The 16,754-nt window shown below is 59.2% G+C and carries 16 protein-coding genes; 3 read left to right on the top strand and 13 right to left on the bottom strand.

The window, feature by feature from the left end; all coding sequences use genetic code 11:
* The 6 genes from HZB23_04530 to HZB23_04555 all read right to left on the bottom strand — a co-directional run.
* The coding region (locus HZB23_04530; GenBank protein MBI5843921.1) for a (2Fe-2S)-binding protein at positions 1 to 327 on the bottom strand (327 nt) is incomplete at its 3' end.
* A gap of 27 nt (positions 328 to 354) precedes the next feature.
* Positions 355 to 1,614, bottom strand: coding sequence for an NADH-quinone oxidoreductase subunit NuoF (gene nuoF / locus HZB23_04535; GenBank protein ID MBI5843922.1), 1,260 nt, complete (start codon positions 1,612 to 1,614; stop codon positions 355 to 357).
* Positions 1,614 to 2,090, bottom strand: coding sequence for an NADH-quinone oxidoreductase subunit NuoE (gene nuoE, locus HZB23_04540; protein MBI5843923.1), 477 nt, complete (start codon positions 2,088 to 2,090; stop codon positions 1,614 to 1,616). The genes nuoF and nuoE overlap by 1 nt, the downstream gene beginning before the upstream one ends.
* A gap of 20 nt (positions 2,091 to 2,110) precedes the next feature.
* Entirely contained in the window at positions 2,111 to 3,790 is a 1,680-nt protein-coding gene (locus tag HZB23_04545) for an NADH-quinone oxidoreductase subunit D (protein MBI5843924.1), read from the bottom strand.
* A 5-nt stretch (positions 3,791 to 3,795) separates the two neighbouring features.
* A complete protein-coding gene (nuoB, locus tag HZB23_04550) occupies positions 3,796 to 4,332 on the bottom strand; it encodes an NADH-quinone oxidoreductase subunit NuoB (protein MBI5843925.1) in 537 nt (178 codons plus the stop codon).
* Between the two features lie 81 nt (positions 4,333 to 4,413).
* Positions 4,414 to 4,824, bottom strand: coding sequence for an NADH-quinone oxidoreductase subunit A (locus HZB23_04555; protein ID MBI5843926.1), 411 nt, complete (start codon positions 4,822 to 4,824; stop codon positions 4,414 to 4,416).
* 306 nt (positions 4,825 to 5,130) lie between these two features.
* Between HZB23_04555 and mtaB the strand changes: the two genes are divergently transcribed.
* Together mtaB and HZB23_04565 are read left to right on the top strand one after the other, a co-directional pair.
* A complete protein-coding gene (gene mtaB / locus HZB23_04560) occupies positions 5,131 to 6,480 on the top strand; it encodes a tRNA (N(6)-L-threonylcarbamoyladenosine(37)-C(2))-methylthiotransferase MtaB (protein MBI5843927.1) in 1,350 nt (449 codons plus the stop codon).
* Positions 6,477 to 8,315 carry a glycosyltransferase family 39 protein gene (locus tag HZB23_04565; protein MBI5843928.1) on the top strand — a complete coding sequence of 613 codons (1,839 nt, stop codon included), beginning with the start codon at positions 6,477 to 6,479 and terminating at the stop codon, positions 8,313 to 8,315. Before mtaB ends, HZB23_04565 begins: the two co-directional genes overlap by 4 nt.
* A 159-nt stretch (positions 8,316 to 8,474) precedes the next feature.
* Here HZB23_04565 and HZB23_04570 read toward each other — a convergent pair whose 3' ends face one another.
* On the bottom strand, positions 8,475 to 9,161 hold the full coding sequence (locus HZB23_04570) for a cyclic nucleotide-binding domain-containing protein (protein ID MBI5843929.1): 687 nt from the start codon (positions 9,159 to 9,161) through the stop codon (positions 8,475 to 8,477).
* A 164-nt stretch (positions 9,162 to 9,325) separates the two neighbouring features.
* Between HZB23_04570 and tsaA the strand changes: the two genes are divergently transcribed.
* Positions 9,326 to 9,724 (top strand): tRNA (N6-threonylcarbamoyladenosine(37)-N6)-methyltransferase TrmO, encoded by a 399-nt coding sequence (gene tsaA / locus HZB23_04575; protein MBI5843930.1) that lies wholly within the window; start codon positions 9,326 to 9,328, stop codon positions 9,722 to 9,724.
* A gap of 7 nt (positions 9,725 to 9,731) precedes the next feature.
* Here the strand turns inward: tsaA and HZB23_04580 are convergent, their stop codons facing one another.
* From HZB23_04580 to HZB23_04605, 6 genes are all read right to left on the bottom strand, one after another.
* Positions 9,732 to 10,415, bottom strand: coding sequence for an MBL fold metallo-hydrolase (locus HZB23_04580; protein MBI5843931.1), 684 nt, complete (start codon positions 10,413 to 10,415; stop codon positions 9,732 to 9,734).
* A gap of 67 nt (positions 10,416 to 10,482) precedes the next feature.
* A complete protein-coding gene (priA, locus tag HZB23_04585; protein ID MBI5843932.1) occupies positions 10,483 to 12,912 on the bottom strand; it encodes a primosomal protein N' in 2,430 nt (809 codons plus the stop codon).
* Between the two features lie 8 nt (positions 12,913 to 12,920).
* The gene (locus tag HZB23_04590) at positions 12,921 to 14,126 is read right to left on the bottom strand and encodes an aminopeptidase (protein MBI5843933.1); all 1,206 of its coding nucleotides are present in this window, start codon (positions 14,124 to 14,126) and stop codon (positions 12,921 to 12,923) included.
* A gap of 192 nt (positions 14,127 to 14,318) precedes the next feature.
* Positions 14,319 to 14,483 carry a hypothetical protein gene (locus HZB23_04595; GenBank protein ID MBI5843934.1) on the bottom strand — a complete coding sequence of 55 codons (165 nt, stop codon included), beginning with the start codon at positions 14,481 to 14,483 and terminating at the stop codon, positions 14,319 to 14,321.
* A 92-nt stretch (positions 14,484 to 14,575) separates the two neighbouring features.
* Positions 14,576 to 15,874 (bottom strand): polysulfide reductase NrfD, encoded by a 1,299-nt coding sequence (nrfD, locus tag HZB23_04600; protein ID MBI5843935.1) that lies wholly within the window; start codon positions 15,872 to 15,874, stop codon positions 14,576 to 14,578.
* A gap of 17 nt (positions 15,875 to 15,891) precedes the next feature.
* Positions 15,892 to 16,689, bottom strand: a complete 798-nt coding sequence (locus HZB23_04605) for a 4Fe-4S dicluster domain-containing protein (protein MBI5843936.1) — start codon at positions 16,687 to 16,689, stop codon at positions 15,892 to 15,894.
* Between the last annotated feature and the right edge of the window lie 65 nt (positions 16,690 to 16,754).

Here is a 16,754-nt window from a genome sequence, read left to right on the forward strand (position 1 = left end):
AAGCTTGCACTCGCCCGCCTGGTCGCAGATGGGACAGTCCAGCGGGTGGTTGGCCAGCATGATTTCCAAGACTCCCTGCTGGGCCTTCTTCACCTTGTCGGTGGTGGTCCTGACAACCATTCCGTCCATCACCGTGGTGTTGCAGGCAATGGCCAGCTTGGGCATCTTTTCCACTTCAACAAGGCACATCCGGCAGTTGCCCGCTATGGACAGGGCCGGATGGTAGCAGAAGAAGGGGATGCGGACCTTGGCTTGCTCGCAGGCCTCAAGGATGGTGGCTCCTTTCGGAACCTCGATTTCCAGGCCATCTATGGTTACTTTCGGCATCCTTCACGAATCCTGTATTTAAGACCTTTAACCCTTGATTCTGGCTTCGAACTCGGGGCGGAACTTTTTCAAAAAGCCCTGGATGGGCATGGCCGCCGCGTCGGACAGGGGGCAAACAGTCGTTCCCATCATATTGGCCGTGACTTCGAGCAGGGTTTCGATGTCGCCCGGCTGGCCCTTGCCCTCGTTTATGCGCTTCAATATCTTGTAGCACCAGTCGGTGCCCCAGCGGCAGGGGGTGCACTGACCGCATGACTCGTGGGCGTAGAAATGGGCCAGGGTCGTGATGGCGTCCACCATGTCGGTTTTATCGTCCATCACGATGATTGCGCCGGAGCCCAGCATGGTGCCTGCGGCCTGGCAGCACTCATAGTCGAGGTTCAAGGTCTCGACCTCTTCCGCCGTGAGAATCGGGGTGGAAGACCCGCCGGGGATGACGGCCTTCAACTTGGAGCCGGCCTTCATTCCGCCGCACAGTTCATCTATGAACCTCTTGAGCGGAAAACCAAGCTCCACCTCGTAGACGCCCGGCTTGTTGACGGGGCCGGATATGGAGAAAAGCTTGGTGCCCTTGCTTTTTTCGGTGCCCAGCTTGGCGTAGGCCTCGCCGCCGTTCTTCAGAATCCAGGGAACGGTTGCCAGCGACTCCACGTTGTTTACTATGGTGGGGCAGCCGAACAGGCCCACCACCGCCGGGAAGGGCGGCTTCAACCTTGGCTGGCCCTTTTTGCCCTCTATTGACTCTATGAGGGCCGTTTCCTCGCCGCACACGTAAGCGCCCGCGCCGGAATGGACGATGATATCCAGCGCAAACCCGGTGTTGCCGAAAACGTCCGGGCCGAGAATGCCCGCCGCGTATGCCTCGTCTATAGCGCCCTGGAGCCTTTCGATGGGAAACACGAACTCGCCGCGAACATAGATGTACGCCTCGTGGCAACCGATGGCGTAGGAGGCGATGATCATGCCCTCGATCAGCATGTGGGGCGAAAGCTCAAGAATGTAGCGGTCCTTGAAGGTACCGGGCTCGCCCTCGTCGGCGTTGCAGCACAGATAAACCGGCTTGCCGTGGTCCTTGGGGAGAAAGCTCCACTTAAGGCCAGTGGGGAAACCCGCGCCGCCGCGCCCGCGAAGGCCGGAAGCCTTAACCTGGGCCGTCACGTCTTCGGGCTTGTACTTGGAAAAGACCTCGCGCGCCGTTTCATACCCGCCGCTTTCGAGGTACGTGGCAAGAAGATGGGAATCCTTCCTGCCCCAATCCGCCGTAAGTATTTTGACCGTATCAGCCATCACTTGAGCCCGTCGAGAATCCCATCCACCTTTTGGGGGGTGAGGTCCTCATAATAGCGGTCGTTGATCTGCATCATGGGCGCCGTGCCGCAGGAGCCGAGACATTCCACCTTGGTGAGCGTAAAAAGCCCGTCCGCAGTGGTTTCCCCCGCCTTGACGCCCAGCTTCTTTGAAAGGTAGTCCACGATGTGCGAGCTTCCCATGAGGGAGCAGCTTAAATTGTTGCACACCTGGACATGGTACTTGCCCACCGGCTTGCGATTGTACATGGTGTAGAAGCTCGCCACTTCCATCGCGCGGGTGGGAGCGACTCCGCAGACGGCCGCAGCTGCGGCCATCGCGTCTTCACTCACCCAGCCGTCCTGGGCCTGGCACACGTAGAGAACCGGCATTAAGGCCGCTTCCTTGTGGGCCGCGTACTTTTTCATTATGGCCGAGATTTTGTCCTCGGACTCTTTGGTGAACGAAAACGCCATTTTCCCTCCGTCTCGCGGACTTAGCGGTCCAGCTCGCCCGCGATAACGTTTAGGCTTCCAAGCACCACCACCGCGTCGGCGATGAAGCTTCCCTCGGCAAGATACGGAAACGCCGAGTAGTAATAGAAACAGGGCGGCCTCACCTTGATGCGGTAGGGCTTGGGGCCGCCGTCCGAAACGATGTAAAAGCCGAGCTCGCCGTTGGCGGCCTCGGTAAGACCGTAGACCTCGCCCACGGGCGGCTCAATTCCGTGCATGATGTGCTTGAAATGAGCCATGAGGCCTTCGATGGAGCCGTAAACCGCAGACTTGGGCGGCAAGGCGATCTTGTAATCGCTTACCATCACAGGCCCGCCGGGGATGTCCTTCATGGCCTGCTCGATTATGCGCTGGGACTGGCGGATTTCCTCAACCCGGACAAAGAAGCGGTCCCAGGTGTCGCCCTTTTCCCCAAGGGGAATGTCGAAATCGAACTGGTCGTAGCCGTTGTACGGGTGGGCCTTCCTGACGTCGTACTCCACCCCCGCCGCCCGAAGGTTGGGGCCGGTGAAACCGTAGGAGATGGCCAGTTCCTTGTCTATCATGCCCACGTCGCGCACGCGCTCGTTGAAGATGCGGTTTTTCTTCAAAAGGGCCATGATGTCGCCGATGGCCTCGTTGAGCGCCTTGTTGAAGCCCTTCACATCGTCGACAAACCCGTCGTAAAGATCGTTGGAAAGGCCGCCGATGCGGGTGTAGGCCGTGGTGAGGCGCGCACCGCAGAGCTTGGTGAAGATGTCGTAGGCAAGCTCGCGGGGCCAGAAGGCGTACCAGAAATTGGTGAAAGCGCCCATGTCCATGGCGTTGACGCCCAAGGCCACGCAGTGGTCTATGATGCGCGTTATTTCGTCGATGATGACCCGGATGCGCTGTGCCCTGGGAGTGGCTTCTATGCCCAGAAGCTTTTCCACGGCCATTGCGTAACAGGTGTTGTTCATGGCACAAGAGCAGTAGTTCAGCCGGTCGGTGTAGGGGATGACGTGCTGGTAGGGAACCTGCTCGCTCATGATTTCGAAACCGCGATGGAGGTACCCTATTTCGGGCACCAGCTTCACGATTATTTCGCCGTCCAACAGCACCTTGGAGCGAAGGGTTCCGTGGGTGGCCGTATGGGCCGGGCCCATGTTGATTTCCACGAAATTGCCCACGCCGTCGCTCTGTTCCAGGCCCTGGCGGGAAATATCGTAATCGACGGTTTCCTTCAGGACCTGGCGGCCTTCCACCGGATAGTCCTTGCGCAGGGGATGCCCCACGAAATCCTCGTGATTGAGGATTCTGCGCAGAAACGGATGCCCGGTGAAAACCACGCCGTACTGGTCCCAGCATTCCCGCTCGCCCCAGTCTGCGGACTTCCACAGGTCGGTGGCTGTGGGAAGCGCAAGATCGCTCTCCGGCACCTTCACCCGCAAAAGCAGCCGGTGCTTGTGGATAAGGCTGTAAAGGTTATAGACAACCTCGAAACGGGGGTCCTGGCCCAGAAAGTCAACGCCTGCGATATCCATGAGAAAATCCATGGAAAGATCGGGGTTGTCCTTGCAGAAAGCCAGGATTTCGTGGATGCGGTCCTTTTTTACAACAAGGGGACCTTCCGGCCACGCTTCATTGACGCCAAGAACCTCATCTGCGAACTTGGCCCTTACGATGTCTAAAGGTCTTGCCATGAGCCTTAAAGCTCCACCTTCATGCCGCGCGGAAAATCCGCACCGGCCTGAATCTTTTCCTGAAGCCTGATAACCGACCTCAGAATGTTTTCCGGATGGGGAGGGCATCCGGCCACGTAAACATCCACCGGAATTATCTCGTCAATTCCCTGAACCGTGCAGTAGTTGTTGTAGAAGCCGCCCGACGAGGCGCAGGCTCCCACGGAAATCACCCACTTGGGGTCGCACATCTGGCCGTGAATCTGCTTCAAAACCGGGGCCATTTTGTAGCTTATGGTTCCGGCCACCACCAGAAGGTCGGCCTGCCTGGGGGAAAACCTCACCAGCTCCGCGCCGTAGCGGGAAATGTCGTAACGCGACATCAGAACCGCCATGTACTCGATACCGCAACAGGCCGTGCCGAAGGGATATGGCCAGAGCGAGTACTTTCTGCCCCAGTCCGCCAGATAGCGCAGGTTGGTGGTGACGAAAGGCTGCCAGCCTTCCTGCCCCTTGGCGAAGAATTCCTTGATTTCAGATTTTGCCTCGGAAAGATTGCTCATTGGCGCCGCGCTCTTTGAACCTTTAAGGTTTCCGGCCTTTTCCCAAAAGGATTGCCCCCCTGGAATCGGCCGGGTTTTATCCTATTGCACTTTTCTGCCCTGGGTGCGGGCCCTGGCAGGCCAGTCAAAAATACCCTCTTTCCAGATGTACGCCAGGGCAACCACCAGCAGAACGGTGAAAGTCAGCATGGATACAAGGATGGGAGTTCCGAACTCCTTGGCCAGGCTTTGGAAGGAATGAGCCCAGGGATAAAGAAGGGCCGTTTCCACGTCAAAGATCAGAAAGGCCAGGGCTATCATGTAGAAACCCACGGTAAACCGCTGCTTGGCATTGGTTTTGGGCGGGATGCCGCACTCGTAGGTAGTGTATTTGATGGGGTCTGGCTGATTCTGTCCCTGAATCCAGGACACGAACCATGAAAGGGCCATGAACCCGCCCGAAAGCGCAACACCGAAACCCAATGCGGCCAATATGGCAATATAGCTTTCCACCAGTCGCCTCCATGTTCAAAGTCGGAAGGTTCGTAATACCCGCCTGCCCTTCTGTCAAGAAAAATCATCAAAGTTTTACTCATCCACGGCCCTGCCCGCGCTTGTTTTACATCATCCATCCTTTATGTTGTGGTATAAATTTCAGTAGGCCACAACATGAGACAGCCTTCAAAACGGCCTCGCGGATGGAGGAATTTCTCAAATTTTCTTGCGGCCAGAACCACAAACTCTTTCTTGCTTTCCTCGGCCAAGAGTCGGAAAATACGGCTTTAATCTGATCAAAATCATTTGAGGCATCAGCTCAACATGTCGAAAACCTTTTCCGTCATAACCCTGGGATGCAAGGTCAACCGCTACGAATCGGACAGCATCGCCTCGGAACTGGCCGCCAACGGCCTGATTGAGGCCCGCCGTGGCGAGCCCCCCGATTTCATAGTGGTGAACACCTGCACCGTCACGGGCAGGGCGGGCCAGCAGTCCAGACAGGCTGTGAGGGCGGCCATAAGGGCGAATCCCAGGGCAGTGGTTATCGCCACAGGCTGCCACGCCCAGACCGACCCGGATTCCCTTTCGGGAATCGAAAACCTGTGCGCGGTGTGCGGCAACTCCCACAAGGACAAGATCGCAGCACTTGCCCAAGGCATCCTGGCTTCAGGCGCGATCCCCCCCCAAGCCCTGGTTTTTCGGGACCCCATAGAGGATGGTCGCAAGCCCGGCTCCCCGGAAAGGCCGGTCACGGGCCTGAGGTCCAGGCCCGTTCTGCGCATCCAGGACGGATGCAACCAATGGTGCAGCTATTGCACGGTTCCAAGGGCGCGGGGAAAAAGCCGCAGCATGGACCCTGAAGCCGTGGCCCGCCACCTTTCCGGCCTTTCCGAATCCGGCTCTTGCGAGGCCGTTTTAACCGGCATCCACATAGGGGCCTGGGGGCTCGACCTTGATCCGGCCTCCTGCCTCACACGGCTTTTGACCGGGCTTTCGGAAATGCCCGGCCTTCCGAGGCTGCGCATAAGCAGCCTTGAGCCCAACGAGCTGACGCCGGGCATCCTGGGCCTCGCCCGAAAGGGCTTTCTTTGCCCGCATTTCCACTTGCCCCTTCAGAGCGGCGACGACGGAATCCTGAAACTCATGGGCAGGCCCTACACATCGGCTCAATACGCCGATATAGTAAGGGGGATTAACGAGGCCCTGCCCTTCGCCGCAGTGGGGGCCGACGTGATGGTGGGCTTTCCGGGCGAGAGCGAGGAAGCCTTCCGAAATTCGCTGGAACTTGTGGAAACGCTTCCTCTGGCATACCTCCACGTTTTCCCGTTTTCGCCCAGAGAGGGCACGGCGGCCTTTTCCATGCCCGGCAGAATAGAGCCCTGGGTGATGAAGGAGCGGACGGCGGCGCTTCGGGAGATTTCCGGGAAAAAGAGGGCCGCTTTCCACGCAAGCCTTACGGGGAAAAGCGCAGTCATCTGCGTGGAAGGCCCTTCGTCCGCGCCTTCCATCTGGAAGGGGCTTACGGAAAACTACGTTTCGGTGGAATTTGAATCGATTTCCCCCCTAAGGCCCGGAAGCCTTGTAAAGGGCCGGATCGCCCCAGGCCCCGCCGAAGGGCCGGTAAGGGCCGTATTGGAACCCCCGCCGCCGGAACCGGAGGTCGCGGTTTGACGGAAAATCCGGCCACATACGCCCCGGAAAGCGGGTGCCTTAAAGGGGTGTGGAACTCCTGGCAGCCCTATGCCTGCCTGTTCGGGCTGGCCCTTCTGATCCGGCTGGCCTTTTTATGGCAGGCCAGGGACTATCCGCTTTTTTACATACCCATAGGCGACGCCGAGGGCTACGACCTCTGGGCCCAAAAAATCGCGGCTGGCAACGCCCTGGGCGATTCGGTTTTTTACCAGGCTCCCCTTTACCCCTATTTTCTTGGGCTCATCTACTCGATTTTCGGGCGGGACCTGGTTATCGTGCGGATTTTTCAGGCCCTTCTGGACTCGTCATCCTGCATCCTGTTCGCCCTTGCCGGAAGGCGCTTCTTCAACCGGCCATCGGGCCTTGCCGCAGGGCTTCTTCTGGCCTTTTACCCCATGAGCCTCTTTTTCGTTCTGGTGATGCAAAAGGCCGCTCTCACCGTTTTCTGCCTTGGGCTTTTCCTGTACTTTCTGGGCGAGGCCCTTTACGGCCCGCGCCCCCGGCTCGACTGGCTCCTGTGCGGCGCGGGCCTGGGGCTCCTGGCCCTTGTGCGGGAAAACGCCCTGGCCTTCATTCCCCTGGCGGCGGCCTGGTTTCTGGTTTCCGAAAAATTCAACAGGGCCGCCCGGATAAGAGTCTTGGCGTTCCTCCTGGGCCTTTTCCTCGTTCTTTTTCCCGTGGCCCTTCGGAACCTTATAGTGGGCGACACCTTCGCCCTTACCACCAGCCAGTTCGGGGCCAATTTCTATTACGGCAACAACAGGGCCGCCACGGGCCTTTACGAGCCCCTGAAATGGGGCCGCTCCTCCTGGCGCTACGAGCAGGAGGACGCAAGGCAGCTTGCGGAAAAGGCCCTTGGCCGGAAACTTTCCCCGTCGGAAATCTCGCATTACTGGACGAAAAAGGCCCTTGCGGAAATCGCGGAAAACCCGAAGGGCTGGCTTTTCCGCAGCTTTGGCAAGTGGCTCCTTCTGTGGAACCGGGTGGAGGTGGCCGATTCCGAGGACGTGGCCACCCTTGGGCTTTTTTCGGGCGTCCTGCAAGCGTCTGGGGCGCTCATTCCCTTCGGGGTCCTGTGCCCCCTTGCGGCCTTCGGGCTGGCCCTGTCCCTTGGAAACATCCGCCGCCACGGGATCATCCTGATCCTTCTTTTCACCTACGCGCTTTCCGTGGCCGCGTTTTTCATCTTCGACCGCTACCGCCTGCCCCTTGCTGCCTTTCTCTGCCTTTATGCCGGGTTCGGCCTTTACGAGGGCTTCCGGCTTCTGCGCGAAAGGCGGAAAAAACCCCTTGCGTGGGCCTTGGGGTCCGCGCTTGCGGCAGTGTTCGTGGTCATGGTTCCCCTGGTGCCCGAAGGGATCATGAGCGCCAACACGGCCTTCAACATCGGAACCGTCATCGGGGAAAAGGGCGGTGACAGGGCGGAAAGCATGAAGTGGTATCAAAGGGCTATCGAGGAAAACCCGGCCCACGTGAAGGCAAGGATGGCCATGGCAGATGAGCTTTTACGGCAAAACAGGGCGGACGAGGCTCTCGGCCATCTTTATGAAGCCATAAGGTTCAAGCCGGGCTTGGCTTCCGCCCACAGGCTCCTTGCCAGGATAACGGCAAGGACGGGCAGGGCCGAGGCTTCGACGGCCCACTACCTTGCCCTTCTGGAACAGGAGCCCGGAAACGCGGAGGCCATGAAGGCGGTCAGAAGCGCCCTTGCGGAGGATGGAGGCCCGGGGCGGGTCAGAAAACTGGCGGAGATGGCCTTCGTTGACCCGAAGAGGTATCAGGCCATTGAAAAGGCCCTGATGAGCGGCCCTTAACGGCCCGTTGAAAAAAGATGGATATGAAGCCTGCCTACCTGCCTGAATATTGGCGATGAAGAGCGAGGGTTGGCTGGCTTGCCCGGGGAGGCCGTGTACTAAATGTACATAACGAGCCGGCCAAGCCAGCCTGACACAGTCGCGTTTTTAGACAGGCTGCTAGTAGGGCTTTTCCAGGGCGTGAAGTAACTTTTCGTGGTCTTCCTGGGACATCTCCACGAACTTGACCCCCATTCCAAGGGGAAACTGCTCCGGGTCGTCGGTGCGCTTGCGGTTCCAGGCCACCTCGCAAAGAAGGCCCAGCGGACCTGCGTCGTCCGGCAGTTGGAGATTCAGCTTGAACCTCTCCCCACGGGAAAGGGGGGAAGGGGTCTTGATGAAAAGTCCGCCGCAGGACGCGTTCTGGGAATATGCCTCAAGGTGCAGGTCACCGTGCTCGTACATTACGAACCAGGTCTTGGAAACACGAGGCTCGCGGCGGACCAGGCTTATTCCGGCAGCTGCGTCGGTGGTCTTTTTCAGGCGAAGGGTGAGGCACTCGAAAAGCTGGTAAAGCTCCGGGGAGAGGCCGTTGATCTCGTCCTCCAGTTGCTTCCGGTCCAGAACCGATAAAACGGTGTGGCCCACCGCCCTGGCGGTGGCGGAGCGCGGGGAGTCTGAAATAAAGGCCATTTCACCGAAAATCTCCCCCACCCGCAAGACCTCCAGGATCAGGCTGCGGCCTCCCACGTCCTTGCAGATCACCACGGCCCCGGTCTTCACCCGGTAGATGTCCCGGCCCAGGCTCCCTTCGGCGAAGATGACCTCTCCGTCAGCGAACGACTCCTCTCCGATTATTCTATACACTTAACGCCTCCTTTGATAGAGCGCGAACCAGGCGCGGTAACGCCGGTTTTTAAAGCAATCCGTTTGATGATAGGAATCCACCATATCACAAGCCGCACGCCATACTCAACAGCCGGTTGCGACAATATGTTATAGACGGCAAAAAAAAGAAAAGGACCCCGCCCATGAACTATTCAATGAAGCCCATAGGCGTCGTCAGGCACGAGTCCCAAACGGTTCCGCGCCACTGGTCGGTTTCGGACGTTTCAGGCAGGCTTGTCATAAACCCGGAATACACCACGGGGCTAAAGGACATCAGGCCCGGCGACAAGATAACGGTGCTTTTCGTTTTCCACCGCGCCCCGGAATTCGATCCCTCCCTCCTCATCCAGAAGCCGCCCCACACTGGAATCGAAACCGGCGTTTTTTCCATCTGCTCCCCGGTACGCCCGAATCCGGTGGGGCTTTCGGTGCTCACCGTTGGCAGGGTGGAGGAAAACGTCATTTTCGTCACGGGCCTCGATATGTTCGACGGTACGCCCATAATCGACATCAAGCCGTCATTTCCGCCGCCCGCAAAGTAGGGCCGCCTCAAAGCCCGGAATCAGCGCCCGGATTCAGGAAGCGGCGGATGAACCGGGCCACCTCGGCCTTTCCCTCCACCACGCCGTAATGGCCCTCGCACAGGACGTCCGCGTTGAGGGAAAGAAGAAGGTTCAAGGAGCGCACGTAATCCTCCCGGTTTGAAAGAAAGGACGCCACAAGGGGGCCGTGGACGTCCTGGCCGAAGAGTATCTTTTTGCCGTCAAGATGGGTGACGTAGGCCACCGAACCGGGGGTGTGGCCGGGGCAGTGGATGGCCTGGATTTTTAGGCTTCCCACAGAGAAAAGCTCCTGGCCTCCGGAAATTTGGTGATCAACGCGGACCGGAGGCATTTCCGCCCCGTACCAGGAGGCCGCTGTAACGGCTTTATCGCCGGACTCCAGAAAGGCCGAGTCCTTTTCATGGGCCACCACGGGGATGCCGAATTCCCGGCTCAAAAGGGCCGCTCCCGCCGCGTGGTCGTAGTGGCAGTGGGTGAGAAAGAGGAAGGAAAGCGAGGCTTCGGCTGGCAGAACGGCGCGTATGTTTTTCGAAAGCCGCTCGTGTTCGCGCCCGGTTCCGGCGTCGATCAGGGCGGCCCTGGTCCCGCCGCACACAAGATAAGCGGCGGCGTCCTCGTCGCAGGTGAGCCCCGGACCCGCCACCATCCACAGACCGTCGGATATTTTCATCGCCCTTACATCTCCTCCACGGCTGGCCCGCGCTCCCAGGATGTTAGCCGACCCGGCCACAAGCATCTCAAAGCATTGAAACAGGATCAACATCCAGATACGCACTGGCCTTCCCGCCCGTACAGCGCCTTCCTATGGCCCCGGAGAGCGCGGCCAGAAATTCCCGGAAGCTCCTTGTCTCGTAGCCCTTCAAAAGCATCTGCCAGCGGTAGACGTTGGAAAGCCTCGAAATGGGCGCGGGCACCGGCCCCAGAACCACTATCCTGCCGCCCGCGTTCGCGGCGAGCACCCGGGCGTCCTCCCCTATAACAGAGGCGGTTTCCTCGGCCTTCGCCAGCTCCTTCGACATTATCCTCACCTGGGCAAGGCGCGTAAAGGGCGGATACCCAAGCCCTTTGCGCAGGGAAAGCTCGGTGCCGTAAAAACCTTGGGCGTCCGCCGTTCTTGCGGCCTTGATGGAAAAATGGTCGGGGCTATAGGTCTGGATTATCACGGTTCCGGGTTTTTCCCCCCTGCCAGCCCTTCCCATCACCTGGCTCACAAGCTGGTAGGTGCGCTCTCCGGCCCTAAAATCCGGAAAACTGAGGGACAAGTCGGCGCACACCACCCCCACAAGGGTTATTCCGGGAAAATCGTGGCCCTTGGCAACCATCTGGGTGCCTATTACGATATCCAGTTCACCCTTTCGCAGACCCGTCAAAACCGACACCAGGGCGTTTTTTTTTGCGGTGGTGTCCCGGTCGAGCCGCGCCAGACGGGCTTCGGGAAAGAGCTTGGAAACCGCCGCCTCCAGTTTTTCCGTGCCCACCCCCACAAGCTGAATCTTCTGGCTGCGGCAGTTGGGGCAGCCTGCGGAAAGCTCGTGGCAATACCCGCAGTAATGGCAGAGGCAGGAGTTCTGGTCCTTGTGATAGGTGAGGCTTACATCGCAGTTGACGCACCTTATAGCCCCGCCGCAGTCGGCGCAGAGGGCGAGATTGGAATAGCCCCGGCGGTTCAGGAACAGGAGTACCTGCTCCTTGCGGGCCAGCGTTTCGGTGATGGCGGAAACCAGCGGGCCGGAAAGAAGGGCCCCGTGCTTTCCCGCCTTGTTGAACCGAAGGTCCACCAGCCGCACTTCCGGGAAGGGGCGATCCTCCACCCTTTTTGTAAGGGCGATTTCCACGGACTTCCCGTTCTGCGCGTTATGGAGGCTCACCACCGAGGGCGTGGCCGAGCCCAGAACCGCCACGGCCCCGGAAAAACGCGCCCGCACCACCGCAAGGTCGCGGGCGTTGTACCGAAGGCCGCTTTCCTGCTTGTAGCTTTCGTCGTGCTCCTCGTCCACCACGATGAGGCCCAGGTTCGCGTGAGGGGCGAAGATGGCCGAACGCGCACCCACTGTAACCGACACCTCGCCGCGTGCGGCCCTTATCCACTGGTCGTGGCGCTCGCCTTCGCTAAGCCCCGAATGGTAAACCGCCACCTTCTCGCCGAAACGCGCCCGAAAGCGCCTTTCCGTCTGGGTGATAAGGGCTATTTCCGGCACCAGCACCAGGGCCGAGAGCCCCTTTTCAACGGCCATGCGGGCCGCTTCCAGGTACACCTCGGTCTTGCCGCTTCCGGTGACGCCGTTCAGAAGAAAGCAGGAAAAACCGTTTCCCAGCGCCGCCCCCACCTTTAAAAGCGCGGCCTTCTGCTCGTCCATGAGCGCGGGAGGGCCGCAATCAGGTGTTACCTCGCTTCCGAATGGGTCCCGGTAAACGGGCTTGTCAAAGGTCACGATTTCGCCCGCGCCCGCCATGTCGGCAAGATGGCGGCCCACTGACGGGACCAGGATTTTCAAATCCCGCAGGAGCATGGCCCCGCGTTCGGAAAGGATGGAAAGCGCCCTGTGGCGGCCCTTGAGTCTTGGGGATGCGGAGGAGACGGGAACAAGGCCAAGCACCCAGGACTCGGTCTTGGGGCCGAAGCGGTCCGAGACGGCCACGGGCCCGCATTTCACAAGGCCCCGGTCAAGGAGCCGGAAAACAGAGGCCCGCCTTTTCCGGTCGTCCCCGCAAAAATCGGAGAGCAGAACCGCGCCGGATTTTTCCAGAGCCTCAAGTACGCCCTGTTCCGGGCCGTCCAAACCGGATTTGGCCGCCCCGCCAACATTATCGGAAACGCAGACCTCAAGGGCCGCCCCGCAGTCGGCCCCGGTGGGCAGGGCCTCCTTGATTACGAGCCCCGTGGGATAAAAATAGTAGTCGGCCACCCAGCGGAAAAAGGGGATCATTGATTCGGGAAAAAGTGGACAGGGGTCCAAGACGTCGGCCACGGGCTTCAGGCTAAAACCTTCCACGGGTTCGCCCGGCCCCAGGACATAGCCCATTGACGCCCCCCGCCCAAGTGGGACCAGCACGCGCTTTCCGGCCAGGGCAAGCCCCGAAAGGCTCTCCGGCACCGAATAGGTGAGGGTGCGGGCAATGTTGGCCGCCACCGCCACCTCAACCAGTTCCGCATTGTCGAAAGACAAGGGCCGCCTCACTCGTTCATTGCGAACTGGCCGTTTTCGTAGATGATCTTCTTCTCGCCTGAAACAAGCGTTGCCGTGACGGTCTTTTTTTCGGTGTTTACAAGGTCCCAGTGAAGGGCCGAGTCGTTGAATCCGAGTTCCTTCTTGAGTGCCGGGGTAAATTGCTCCTGGTCGCCTGAAAAGGTGTCCGCGTAGGAGGAGCCAAGGGCCACGTGGCAGTTGCCGAAGCGCCCGCCGAAGTTCTCGTCGAAAAGGGTGTTGGCCATAAACCTGTCTATGCGGGAAAATCGGCGGTCAGTAAGGGAGAACTCGCCCAGGCGGCAGGCCCCGGCGTCCATCTCCACCTGCTTTTTCAGGAATTCCTCGCCCTCGTCGGCGCGGGCATCGATCACCCGGCCCTTCTCGAACACCAGGGTGACGCCCTTTATGTAGTTGCCGTAGCGGAAGGAGGGCTGGTCCGCGTGATAGACGCCTTCCGTGCCGTTATAATCGGGCGAGATGAAAACCTCGAAACTGGGTATGTTGTGGCCGGACACGCCTGCCCAGCGCCGCTGTTTTCCTGGGGTGACGGTAAGGTCGCAGCGCTCGCTTTTTACTTGCAGGGATTCGATCTCCATCCCGTTCAGCCAGGCCTTCAGCTTTTGGGTCTTGTCGAAGATCCCCTTCCAGCGCGAGACCGGGTCCGGGTCGTCCAGAAAGCAGGCCGCCCGCCACTGCCTTCCGTAGGCCGCAAGGGTGGTTTTGGCCTGGGCCGCAAGGGCCTTGGTGGGCACTATCCCAAGGGTCCAGCCGAAGGAGCCCTTCTGCTCATGCCGGTCCAGAATGTCCCGCAAGGGCTTTCGGGAAAGGGACGCCGCCGAAAGAAGATCGGGCGGCGAGTCTTTCAGGTGGGTGAGGGATTCCGGGGCGATAAGGTAGATGGAGCCTTGGATTCCCTCGTAAAGCTCGGTCTCTCCGGGCGGGATGAAGGCCGCCTGGGCCTTGTCGGCCACGGAAAAGAACTGTCGTTCGAGGCCCGCCGTGGGCATGAGGCGCATGACCGGGTGAAATCCGTGTTCCAGCACCTTTTTCTGGACAACCTCGGCCACCGAAAGCGCCGGAAGATCGAACCGCACCAGTATGATGTCGCCTTTGGCGTACTTTTCGGTGCGGGCGGTGAAAAGCCCCCACAGAAGCACGTCGGCGTATCGTTCCATGATCTCTTTTGAAAGCATCGGGCCTCCATGTATAAGGACGGATGAAAGCTAAAAAACCTCTACGGATGGGATTCGTAACAGATAAGCGAAAGGTATTCAATGGCCGGGCGGGGAGTTTTACGGCAGGATACATGGAATCCGACGCAAAAAGGGGGTGGGAAACGCCCCTTGCCCCCCTTTTGAAAAATCGGCCTTCTGGCGGCAAATACATCAGTGATGCCCGTCTTCGCCCTCTTCGCCGGAAAGGGTGTCCTTCACCGATTTGGCCACAACATAGGTGACCCCGGCACCTATGATGGCAAGGGCGTACCACAGGCCGCCCATGAAGATGATGTGGCTCGCGTCCCAGGCCCATTCAAAGATGAAGGGAAACATGGAAAAGTCCTTCCTGTTGCGCTTTCAAAAAATATGGTAATAAATCAATTCGTTGGGCTTCGTTTCTCAGCCCAGCCTACAAGACTGCCTGCTCAATGACCGTCTTTTTCGCCGACCTCAAGGGGAAAAAGCGGCAGATAACGGTGCGACAAGGACACCAGGAGCACGCCGTAGGCCACGGGCAGGATGGTTGTTGCAATCTCCTGCCAGGTGGGGACGTACATGGCCCACTTGTCGAAGCTCAAGACCGGTATCGCGTTGGTCTGGACCACCATGGCCCAGCGGTTGACGCACACCCCCATGACTGCCAGTACCAGGGCGAGAGTGAAGATCGCCCGATTTTCGCGGGCCTTGGGGATCAGAAGAACCGCCGCCGGAATTATTCCGCCGATGACAATTTCAAGGGCAAGGAACCAGTACCCGTAAAAGGGGCCGGATGCGTAGAAGTCCGAGAGCGAAAAGCCCGCCCCGGGAGCCGTAACCTGCGCCCAATAGACGGTGTCGATGATTTTGGCGATGATGTAGGTGCCCATCATCCAGCCGGAAACCTTTGCCAGAAAGCGCATGGTTTCATCGGGCACCAGCTTCTTTTTTGTGACGGCCTCGATTATGCGGGTTAAAAGCATGGTGAAGCAGGGACCGTAGGCCGCCGCCGACCATGTGAAAAGGAAGAAGGTCCAGGGCCAGATGAACACTCCCTCGCGGGCCGCAAAGGGCCTGCCGTAGAGCACTCCGGCGAGTCCGCCCAGGCTTCCCTGGTGGAAAAAGGACAGGAAAACGCCGGTTGCCGCGAAAACCGCCATTGAGCCGTGGAAATTTTTGACCAGGTTCCGGAAAAAGGGAACCTTGGAAAGCACCCGGTTTTCCAGGATGTTGGGAAAATATTCTATGGTCAGCACGATAAAGTAGCACGAAAGGCAGAAGGCCACTTCGGTCAGCATGGAATGCACGTTGGCGTGCCAGAAAATGAACCAGCCGCGAAGTGGCTGGCCTATGTCTATTGCAAGAATCAGAAGGGCCGAGCTGTAGCAGATGAAGCCGATCAAAACCGCGTAATTCACTATGTATTTCAGCGGTTTCTCGTGCCCCAGAACGTATTTCAGAAAGCCCGTGAAAAAGGCCCCGCCGCCCAGGGCGATTACGGCGAGATCCGCCCAAATCCACAGGGCGAATCCGTAGTAATCGTTCATACCGGTCTGGTTCAAGCCGAAAATCCAGCACAGGGCGGCGGCATAGACCCCCCAAAGGGCCACCACGCCCCAGAACCCCATCCACAGGGTAAACTTCCACAGGGGCGCGCGGGTGACGCCCTTTGGCTGAAGCGCCTCGTCCCAGGCCAGGATTGTTCCCGCAAGGCCCCTTTTTTCCCGGTTATCGAGCACGGCTTCCATTCACTTCTCCTTGGCCTCTACCCTGCTGTCTTCTCATCATTTACCGTGCGGTCAGCCGCTTTTCTAATCCACTCGTGCCGGGTGGTGTAATAAACCTTGGGCTCGGTGCCCAGCCGCTCCAGAAGGCGGAAAACGTAAAGGCCCTTCACCGGCTGGCGAAGGCGGTAAACCGCGTGTTTCGGGTCGTCCAGGTCGCCGAAGGCGATGGCCCCGGAAGGGCAGCTTTGGGTGCAGGCTGTCTGGTACTCGCCTTCTTCCAACTCCTTCCGCTTTTCATAGAAAGCCTTGTCCATGGCCTTTTGATAACGATGAAAGCAGAAGCTGCACTTTTCCACAACGCCGCGCATTCTAAGGCTTACGTCCGGGTTCAGCATCTTTTCCATGCCCTTGGGATAAACCGGATCGAACCAGTTGAAGTACCGGGCATGGTAGGGGCAGGCCGCCATGCAGTACCGGCACCCGAAGCAGCGGGTGGGTATCTGGCTCACGATTCCGGTTTCGGCGCTGTAATCCGTGGCCACAGCCGGGCAGACCGACACACAGGGGCTGTGCCCGTGGCCGCCCTTTCCGGCGCAGTGCATGCAGGGCCGGGGCAGGAAACAGGTGCGGGCTTCCGGGAAGCCCTTGCCGTTATCAAAGCTGTACACCCGCATCCAGGTTATTGATTTCTTCTTGTCCGTCTCGTCGGGCCGCGCGGTCACGTTGTTTTCAGCCATGCAGGCCACCATGCAGGAGCCGCAGCCCGTGCATTTATCCAGATCGATGACCATGCCGTAGCGCCTGTGGCGGACGGATGTTTTTTCGGCTTCACTCATTTGAAACCTCTATCGTAAAAACGCCTCAGTAGCGACAGGGATGTGCGTATAACCCCCAGCCCCTC

It is taken from the genome of Deltaproteobacteria bacterium (assembly GCA_016235345.1).
Lineage (GTDB): Bacteria > Desulfobacterota > Desulfobacteria > Desulfobacterales > Desulfatibacillaceae > JACRLG01.

Bases quoted from the DNA above. Each gene is read 5' to 3' on its own strand.
- nuoF (MBI5843922.1), bottom strand. From the start codon at position 1,614: ATGGCTGATACGGTCAAAATACTTACGGCGGATTGGGGCAGGAAGGAT.
- nuoE (MBI5843923.1), bottom strand. From the start codon at position 2,090: ATGGCGTTTTCGTTCACCAAAGAGTCCGAGGACAAAATCTCGGCCATA.
- HZB23_04545 (MBI5843924.1), bottom strand. From the start codon at position 3,790: ATGGCAAGACCTTTAGACATCGTAAGGGCCAAGTTCGCAGATGAGGTT.
- nuoB (MBI5843925.1), bottom strand. From the start codon at position 4,332: ATGAGCAATCTTTCCGAGGCAAAATCTGAAATCAAGGAATTCTTCGCC.
- mtaB (MBI5843927.1), top strand. From the start codon at position 5,131: ATGTCGAAAACCTTTTCCGTCATAACCCTGGGATGCAAGGTCAACCGC.
- tsaA (MBI5843930.1), top strand. From the start codon at position 9,326: ATGAACTATTCAATGAAGCCCATAGGCGTCGTCAGGCACGAGTCCCAA.
- HZB23_04580 (MBI5843931.1), bottom strand. From the start codon at position 10,415: ATGAAAATATCCGACGGTCTGTGGATGGTGGCGGGTCCGGGGCTCACC.
- HZB23_04590 (MBI5843933.1), bottom strand. From the start codon at position 14,126: ATGCTTTCAAAAGAGATCATGGAACGATACGCCGACGTGCTTCTGTGG.
- HZB23_04595 (MBI5843934.1), bottom strand. From the start codon at position 14,483: ATGTTTCCCTTCATCTTTGAATGGGCCTGGGACGCGAGCCACATCATC.
- nrfD (MBI5843935.1), bottom strand. From the start codon at position 15,874: ATGGAAGCCGTGCTCGATAACCGGGAAAAAAGGGGCCTTGCGGGAACA.
- HZB23_04605 (MBI5843936.1), bottom strand. From the start codon at position 16,689: ATGAGTGAAGCCGAAAAAACATCCGTCCGCCACAGGCGCTACGGCATG.